An 8,171-nucleotide genomic window follows, 5' to 3' on the forward strand; every position below is an offset into this window, starting at 1 on the left:
GTCAGCCGGTATAGGCCCTCCGGGGCAAGGAGTTCCACCAGCGTTTCCGCGTTGGGCGCTCCGGGTTCGCAGACGGCCTGCAAAACCCCGCGCCGCTTGATGATTCGGCTGCGCACCACGCGCGGCAACACCAGTGCCGGGTCCACGGCGGCGCGCGCCAGATACGTCTTGCGCACCAACCCGCGCGAGAACAGCGTCTGGTAGGCGCCGCGCACCTCGCGGCGCGCGGTAAACAGCAGTACGCCCGCGGTCAGCCGATCCAGCCGATGCGCCGGGCTCAGCTCCGGCAGGCCCAGCTCCCGGCGCAGCCGCACCAGCGCCGTCTGCGCCACGTGCCTGCCGCGGGGCATGGTGGCCAGAAAGTGCGGCTTGTCGACGACCACGATGTCGGCGTCGCGATGAAGCACCGGAATGTCGAAGGGCACCGGAACTTCATCAGGCAGCTCCCGGTAGAGAAACACGTGTGATCCGGCGGGCAGCTCCGTGGCCTCGTCGACCACTGCACCGTCGGCGTCGACCACCTCCCCGGCCAGCACCTTCGACCGCGCCGGCGCGCCGAACCGCTCGGTCAGCTCGGCCAGGACCGGTCCGCCGCGCAGCCGCACCCGCGCCGGGCCGAGCCCGTCGCGCACGGGAAGCGGCGCGGGCCTCAATTCAACGGCACCGGCTCGAGGATCTCGGCGCGCGCCTCCGGGGCGCTCGCCCGCAGCTCGTCCGCCGACACGTCGTCGGGCTGGGCCTGCGACAAGATCTCGGCCTCCACCCGCGCGGAGTAGTTCGAGACCTCACGCTCGACGTCCGCGGCACCCCACCCCAGCACGGGCGCGACCACGTCGGCCACCTCGCGGGCGCAGTCGACGCCCCGGTGCGAGTACTCGATCGAGATGCGCATCCGGCGGGCCAGGATGTCCTCCAGGTGCAGCGCGCCCTCGGCGGTGACGGCGTAAAGGGCCTCCACCTTCAGGTAGCCCGGCGCCTCCTTGATTGGGCTGAGCAGGTCGACGTTTCCGGCGGCCAGACCCAGCACGTCGCCGATCAGCGAACCGTAGCGGTCCAGCAGGTGCCGCACCCGGTACGGATGCAAACCCTGTAGCGCCGCAACGTGTTCGGCCTGATTCACCAGGGCGAAGTAACCGTCGGCACCCAGCAGGCTGACCTTCTCGGTGATCGAGGGCGCCACGCGGGCCGGGACGAACTGGGCCGCGGCGTCGATCGCGTCGGCGGCCATCACCCGATAGGTGGTGTACTTGCCGCCGGCGATGGCCACCAATCCCGGCGCGGGCACCGCCACGGCGTGCTCGCGCGACAGCTTGGAGGTCTCCTCGCTCTCGCCGGCCAGCAGCGGCCGCAGCCCCGCGTACACGCCGTCGATGTCGGCGTGGGTCAGCGGGATGGCCAGCACGGTGTTGACCGTCTGCAGGATGTAATCGATGTCGGCCTTCGTGGCGGCGGGGTGGGCCAGGTCCAGGTTCCAGTCGGTGTCGGTGGTGCCGATGATCCAGTGGCTGCCCCACGGGATGACGAACATCACCGACTTCTCGGTGCGCAGGATGATGGCGACGTCGCTGACGATGCGGTCGCGCGGCACCACCACGTGCACGCCCTTGGATGCGCGCACCTGAAATCGCCCGCGCTGCTTGGACAATGCCTGGATCTCGTCGGTCCACACGCCGGTCGCATTGACGACGACGTGGCCGCGGACTTCGGTGATCGACCCGTCCTCGGAGTCGCGGACCCGCACGCCGGTCACCCGGTCGCCCTCGCGCAGCATCGCGACCACCTGGGTGGAGGTTCGCACCACGGCGCCGTAGTGGGCGGCGGTGCGCGCGACGGTCATGGTGTGCCGGGCGTCGTCGACGACGGTGTCGTAGTAGCGGATTCCGCCGATCAGGGCGCTGCGTTTGAGGCCCGGGCTCAACCGCAACGCGCCTGCGCGGGTCAAATGCTTCTGCGCGGGAACGGATTTCGCGCCACCCATCCGGTCGTAGAGGAAGATGCCTGCGGCGATGTACGGCCGCTCCCACACGCGGTTGGTCAGCGGAAACAAGAACGGCATCGGCTTGACCAGATGCGGCGCCAGGGTGGTCAGCGACAGCTCCCGCTCGTAGAGCGCCTCACGCACCAGCCCGAACTCCAGTTGTTCGAGATACCGCAACCCGCCGTGAAACATCTTCGACGACCGGCTGGACGTGCCCGACGCGAAATCGCGCGCCTCGACCAGCGCCACCTTGAGCCCGCGGGTGGCGGCATCCAGCGCGCAACCCGAGCCCACCACGCCGCCGCCGATGACGACGACGTCGAACTGCTCGGTGCCGAGCCGCTCCCAGGCCACCTCGCGATGTTGCGGTCCCAGCACGGACGCCGGCGAGCCGAGCTCGGTGGGCGCGTGGATCGGATCGGTCACGGCAGAGGACTCCTCACCGGGTTACTCGTCAGTAGGAAGGTGTCGAACCCAGGCTAGTCGAGATCGTCGTGCGCCATCAGCCGACGAGCGGCCTCGGTGATCGAACCGGACAACGACGGGTAAACGGCGAGCGTCTGCGCCAGCTCGGTAACGGTGATGCGGTTCTGGACGGCGACGGCGATCGGCAGGATCAGCTCGGAGGCGATGGGAGCCACCACCACGCCGCCGATCACCACGCCGGTGGACTTCCGGCAGAACATCTTCACGAATCCCTGTTGCAGCCCGGACATCTTGGCCCGCGCGTTGGTGCGCAGCGGCAGCATGATCGTGCGGGCCGACACCGATCCGTCGTCGATCATCGTTTGCGGCACCCCGACGGCCGCGATCTCCGGCCGGGTGAATACCGTCGCCGCCACCGTGCGCAACCGGATGGGGCTGACGCCCTCGCCCAGCGCGTGATACATCGCGATGCGGCCCTGCATGGCGGCCACCGACGCCAACGGCAGCAGGCCCGTGCAGTCACCGGCGGCGTAGATGCCGGCCACCGAGGTCCGCGACACCCGGTCGACGGTCAGGTAGCCGCCGCGGCCCAGCTCGATGCCGACACGGTCCAGGCCGAGGCCGCCGGTGTTGGGCACCGACCCGATGGTCATCAGCGCGTGGCTGCCCTCGACGGTGCGCCCGTCCGCGAGGGTGACCAGCACGCCGTCCCCCGTGCGGGTCACCGATTGGGCGCGGGCGTTCTTGACCAGCTCGACGCCCCGCTCGGAGAACGCCTCTTCCAGGACCAGCGCGGCGTCGGCGTCCTCGTAGGGCAGCACCCGGTCCCGGCTGGCGACCACCGTCACCGGCACGCCCAGCTCGGTGTAGGCGTGCACGAACTCGGCTCCGGTGACGCCCGACCCGACCACGATGAGGTGTTCGGGCAGCGCCTCCAGGTTGTAGAGCTGCCGCCAGGTCAGGATCCGCTCGCCGTCGGGCTGCGCGGAAGGCAGGACCCGGGGGCTGGCGCCCGTCGCGATCAGCACGACGTCGGCCTCGTACTCGCTGGTGGTGTCGTCGGGGGCCGTGGCCCTGATGCGGTGGCAGGCCAGTCCCGGCGTGGGGTCGATGAGCTCGCCGCGCCCGGCGACCACGTGCACGCCCATGCCGAGCAGCTGGTCGGTGATGTCGGCCGACTGCTCGGTGGCGAGCTGCTTGACCCGGGCATGGATCTGCGGCAGCGAGATCTTGGCGTCGTCGATGTCGATGTCGAAGCCGAGCCGCGGCGCCCTGCGCAACTCGGTGCGCAACCAGGTCGAGGCGATGAACGTCTTGGACGGCACGCAGTCGTCCAGCACGGCCGCGCCGCCGATCCCGTCGGAGTCGATCACCGTGACGTGGGTGGTGTCGGGGTGGGAGGTCGCGGCCACCAGCGCAGCTTCGTAACCGGCCGGGCCTCCACCGAGGATCACGATGCGGGTCGCCACAGCCCCAACCTAGCGGGGCGACCCGCCCGCTTGCAGCCCGGCGAAGCGCTTCGGAGAAGACCGCCCGCGCCTGTGACGTCTAAGCTTTCCCCGTGCCGCTCTACGCCGCCTACGGGTCGAACATGGATCCTGAGCAGATGCTCAAGCGCGCACCCCATTCGCCGATGGCCGGAACGGGCTGGTTACACGGGTGGCGCCTGACGTTCGGGGGCGAGGACATCGGCTGGGAAGGCGCGCTGGCCACCGTCGTCGAGGATCCGAATTCCAAGGTGTTCGTCGTCCTGTACGACATGACCCCGGCCGACGAGAACAACCTCGACCGGTGGGAGGGCTCGGAGTTCGGGGTGCACAAGAAGATCCGCTGCCGGGTGGAGCGCATCTCGTCGGACACCAGCACCGATCCCGTGCTGGCGTGGCTGTATGTGCTGGACGCCTGGGAGGGCGGGCTGCCGTCCGCGCGATATCTCGGCGTGATGGCCGACGCGGCCGAAATCGCCGGAGCGCCAGCCGATTACGTGCACAACCTGCGAACCAGGCCGGCCCACAACATCGGCCCGGGAACGAGCTCCTAGGGCCCGTGTCGATTCTCTCCACGCCGGTGGTCGCCGACGCGCTGGCGCGTACGTTCGCCGCCGTCGTCAACCCGGCCCCCAAGGCCGCCGTGCGCTTCCAGGAATTGCCCCGCCGGACCACCGAGGTCACCATCGGAGCCCGGCACGGCGCGGTGTCGGCAACCGTCTACCACCCGCCGGCCGGCACGGCGAACCCGCCCGTCTACGTCAACGTGCACGGCGGGGGCTTCGTGGTCGGGCACCCCGAACAAGACGATCCGTGGTGCCGATACCTCGCCGCGAACGCGGGCGTGGTGGTGATCAACCCGGACTATGTGCTGGCGCCGCGTCACCGCTTTCCCGCGGCGCCACACCAGGTCTACGACGTCGTGTGCTGGGCGGCGTCCCCCGACCGCGACTGGGACGGCGGCAGGCTGTGCGTCGGCGGCCAGAGCGCGGGCGGCAACCTCAGCGCGGCGGCGGCACGGCTGGCGCTGGAGAACGGCGGGCCCCGCATCGCGTTGCAGGTGCTGCACTACGCGCCCCTGGAGCTGGTGACGCCCGCCCGCGAGAAGCGCTCGACGATCGGCCGCCGGGCGGTGCTGAAACCTTGGATGGGCGAGGTGTTCGACACCGCCTACGTGCCCGATCCGGCACAGCGGCGCGACCGCCTGGCCTCTCCCGCCTGGGGCGGCAACGCCGACGGAATCGCGGGTATCGCACCGGCGCTGGTCGTGACGGCCGAACACGATCGGCTTCGCGACGAAGCCCGCAGATACGCCGAAAAGCTCGATGCCGCAGGGGCATTGGTGGAGTATCACGAGGTGGCCGGCGTCGACCACGGCTACAACATCATGAGCGCGGCGACCGACGTCACCCGGCGAACCTACGCACACATCGCCGAGCACGTCGTGCGCGCCACGAGCTAGGGCAGCGCGAACGCGGCCGACTGCTCGACGATGTTGACCATCACGCGCAGCCCGATCGCCAGGGCGCGCTCGTCGAGGTCGAACGTCGGCTGGTGCAGATCCAGCTGCGGCCCCTGGCCCGACCAGACGCCCAGGCGCGCCATCGCACCGGGAATCTCCTCGAGGTACCAGGAGAAGTCCTCGCCCCCGCCGGACTGGCGGGTGTCGGCCAGCGCGTCCGGACCGATGGCCTCGATCGCGTGGGTGAGGATGCGTGTCGAGACGTCCTCGTTGACCACCGGCGGCACGCCGCGCCGGTATTGCAGCGTGTGGTCGATGCCCAGCGGCGCCAGCAGCGCCGACACGGTCTCGCGGATGATCTCCTCGAGGCCCACCCAGGTCTGCCGGCTCGCGGTGCGCACGGTGCCGCCCAGCACCCCGCTCTGCGGGATGGCGTTGGCGGCCACCCCCGCGTTGACCGCGCCCCACACCAGCACGGTGCCGTTGCGCGGGTCGATGCGGCGGGACAACACCCCGGGCACCCCGGTGATCAGCGTGCCGAGCCCGTAGACCAGGTCGGCGGTCAGGTGCGGACGGGACGTGTGGCCGCCCGGCGAGTGCAGGGTGATCTCGATCTGATCGGCCGCCGAGGTGATCGGGCCGTGCCGGACCGCGACCTGGCCGACCTCCAACCGCGGGTCGCAGTGCAGGGCGAAGATCCGCGCCACCCCGCTGATCGCGCCCGCGGCAATGGCGTCGATCGCGCCGCCGGGCATCAGCTCCTCGGCCGCCTGGAAGATCAGCCGCACCCCGACCGGCAGCTCCGGCACCGACGCCAGGGTCAGCGCGGTGCCGAGCAGGATCGCGGTGTGGGCGTCATGGCCGCAGGCGTGCGCGACGTTGGGCATGGTGGAGGTGTAGGGCGCGCCGGTCCGCTCGGCCATGGGCAGCGCGTCCATGTCGGCCCGCAGCGCGATGCGCGGCTCGTGTTCGGGCCCGAGATCGCAGACCAATCCGGTGCCGCCGGGCAGCACCTTGGGGTTGAGCCCGGCGTCGGCCAGCCGTTCGGCGACGAACTGGGTGGTGGCGTACTCCTGGCGGCCCAGCTCGGGGTAGCGGTGGATGTGCCGGCGCCATTCGACCAGGTCGTCGTGGTGGGCGGCCAGCCAGGAGGTGGCGGCGTCGGCGAGGCTCATGCGGGCGCCCGCCGTTCCTGCGCGGCCAGCACGCGGTCGCGTTCGGCTTCCGTCAGGGCCAGCTGAACCACCGTGCGCGCCAGCATGATCGCGCCCTCGACGACGGCGCGGTCCCCGCTGGGGCTGGCGGCGGCCGTGGCGAACGCGCGCTGGTGCACCGTGGCGCCGCCGGCGTCGACCCCGACCACTGGATGGATCCCCGGCAGCACGTGCGTCACGTTGCCCATGTCGGTGCTGCCCATCGGCAGCGCCGCCTCGACCTCGCGGGCCACCGGCTCGCGGCCGAGCCGGCGCATCTCCTCCCGGAACACGTCGGCCAGCCATTCGTCGGGCCGGAGTTCGTCGTAGGCGGGTGCCGGATTCTCGATCTCGTATTCGCAGCCGGTGGCCAGCGCACCCGCGGCGAAGCACGCGTACATCCTGCCCTCCAGCTGTCTCAGCGACTCCGACTCGAACGCCCGCATCGCATACTCCAGCGTCGCGTGACCCGGGATGACGTTGACCGCCTGCCCGCCGTCGGTGACGATCCCGTGCACGAGCTGGCCCGGGGCCAGCTGCTGCCGCAACAGCCCGACGGCCACCTGCGCGACGGTCACGGCATCGGCGGCATTGACCCCCAGGTGCGGCGCGACGGCGGCATGGGATTCCTTGCCACGGTAGTGCACGGTCGCTTCCGACAGCGCCAGCGAGCGGGCCGCGGCGATGTCGGCCGGTCCGGGATGCAGCATCACCGCCGCCGCCACGTCGTCGAACACCCCGGCCCGCAGCAGCAGCGCCTTGCCGCCGCCCATCTCCTCGGCGGGGGTGCCGATCAGCACCACCCGCAGGCCCAGGTCATCGGCCACCTCGGCCAGCGCCAGCGCGGTGCCCACCGCCGACGCCGCGATGATGTTGTGGCCGCAGGCGTGCCCGATCTCCGGCAGCGCGTCGTACTCGGCGCATACCCCGACAGTCAGCGGCCCGCTGCCGAATTCGGCGCGGAAGGCGGTGTCGAGGCCACCCGCGGACGCGGTGATCTCGAAACCGCGTTCGGCGACCAGCGCCTGGGCCTTCGCGCAGCTGCGATGCTCGGCGAACGCCAGCTCGGGCTCGGCGTGGATGGCGTGGGACAGCTCAACCAGGTCGGAACCCCGTCGCCGCACGACATCCTCGACGCTGTCCAATGCGGTGGTGGGCATTCTCGCAGTATCTCACCGCGAGCCAAGGGCCTGAGTTACACCAGTCCGGCGATGAACGACGCCGCCTGCCCGGGGTAGGGCGGGACGCCGTAATCGTGGTGGGCATCCCGGTCCCGACCGCCGACCACGCACACCGGGTCACCGGGGCTGCAGATGTCGATGGCACGGCCGGCGAACTGGCCCGCCGTGGACAGGGGCGTGTTGAACCGGTTGCCGGGATTGCCGAACACGGCCACCGCCCTGACCTTGTTGGCCAACCCCGGGTCCAGCGCGGGAGCCGACCCGAAGTTGCCGATGCGCTCACCCAGCGGCGGCACCCCGGCCAGCTACAACTTCCTGCAAACCGCGGACGGCGCCAACGACGCCCGCGATCACATCGCGGAGATGGCCGACCAGTGCCCGGCGACGAAGCTGGTGCTCGGCGGTTTCTCGCAGGGCGCCGCCGCGGTGTCGATGCTGGCCGGG

9 protein-coding genes are annotated in these 8,171 nt (G+C 71.1%); 3 read left to right on the forward strand and 6 right to left on the reverse strand.

All coding sequences use genetic code 11. The features are described 5' to 3' along the window. From A5711_RS09580 to A5711_RS09590, 3 genes are all read right to left on the reverse strand, one after another. The coding region (locus A5711_RS09580) for a pseudouridine synthase (RefSeq protein WP_067945841.1) at positions 1-653 on the reverse strand (653 nt) is incomplete at its 3' end. After that, positions 650-2,404, reverse strand: a complete 1,755-nt coding sequence (locus tag A5711_RS09585) for a glycerol-3-phosphate dehydrogenase/oxidase (RefSeq protein WP_067945831.1) — start codon at positions 2,402-2,404, stop codon at positions 650-652. The genes A5711_RS09585 and A5711_RS09580, both read right to left, overlap by 4 nt. 53 nt (positions 2,405-2,457) lie before the next feature. Then, a complete protein-coding gene (locus A5711_RS09590; RefSeq protein ID WP_067945833.1) occupies positions 2,458-3,873 on the reverse strand; it encodes an NAD(P)H-quinone dehydrogenase in 1,416 nt (471 codons plus the stop codon). A gap of 92 nt (positions 3,874-3,965) precedes the next feature. On the opposite strand from A5711_RS09590, the gene A5711_RS09595 reads away from it, so the two are divergent. Together A5711_RS09595 and A5711_RS09600 are read left to right on the forward strand one after the other, a co-directional pair. Continuing rightward, positions 3,966-4,445: a gamma-glutamylcyclotransferase gene (locus A5711_RS09595; RefSeq protein ID WP_067945835.1), complete on the forward strand. Its 480-nt coding sequence runs from the start codon at positions 3,966-3,968 to the stop codon at positions 4,443-4,445. An 89-nt stretch (positions 4,446-4,534) separates the two neighbouring features. Further along, entirely contained in the window at positions 4,535-5,353 is an 819-nt protein-coding gene (locus A5711_RS09600; protein ID WP_067945843.1) for an alpha/beta hydrolase, read from the forward strand. Here A5711_RS09600 and A5711_RS09605 read toward each other — a convergent pair. The 3 genes from A5711_RS09605 to A5711_RS09615 are packed head-to-tail and all read right to left on the reverse strand — an operon-like array spanning position 5,350 to position 8,023. Continuing rightward, positions 5,350-6,528, reverse strand: a complete 1,179-nt coding sequence (locus tag A5711_RS09605; protein WP_067945837.1) for an amidohydrolase — start codon at positions 6,526-6,528, stop codon at positions 5,350-5,352. The two genes, A5711_RS09600 and A5711_RS09605, sit on opposite strands and share 4 nt — an antisense overlap. Then, positions 6,525-7,706, reverse strand: coding sequence for a M20 family metallopeptidase (locus A5711_RS09610; protein ID WP_067945839.1), 1,182 nt, complete (start codon positions 7,704-7,706; stop codon positions 6,525-6,527). The genes A5711_RS09605 and A5711_RS09610 overlap by 4 nt, the downstream gene beginning before the upstream one ends. 35 nt (positions 7,707-7,741) lie before the next feature. Continuing rightward, positions 7,742-8,023 (reverse strand): cutinase family protein, encoded by a 282-nt coding sequence (locus tag A5711_RS09615; protein ID WP_231986907.1) that lies wholly within the window; start codon positions 8,021-8,023, stop codon positions 7,742-7,744. Here A5711_RS09615 and A5711_RS28010 point away from each other — a divergent pair. After that, positions 7,905-8,171 (forward strand): cutinase family protein (locus A5711_RS28010; protein WP_369829925.1); only part of this gene is annotated, 267 nt, incomplete at its 3' end. The two genes, A5711_RS09615 and A5711_RS28010, sit on opposite strands and share 119 nt — an antisense overlap.

This window comes from Mycobacterium sp. E2238 (assembly GCF_001672665.1).
GTDB lineage: Bacteria > Actinomycetota > Actinomycetes > Mycobacteriales > Mycobacteriaceae > Mycobacterium.

Excerpts from the sequence above, each read along its gene's own strand:
- A5711_RS09605 (WP_067945837.1), bottom strand. The coding sequence starts at position 6,528 with ATGAGCCTCGCCGACGCCGCCACCTCCTGGCTGGCCGCCCACCACGAC.
- A5711_RS09610 (WP_067945839.1), bottom strand. The coding sequence starts at position 7,706 with ATGCCCACCACCGCATTGGACAGCGTCGAGGATGTCGTGCGGCGACGG.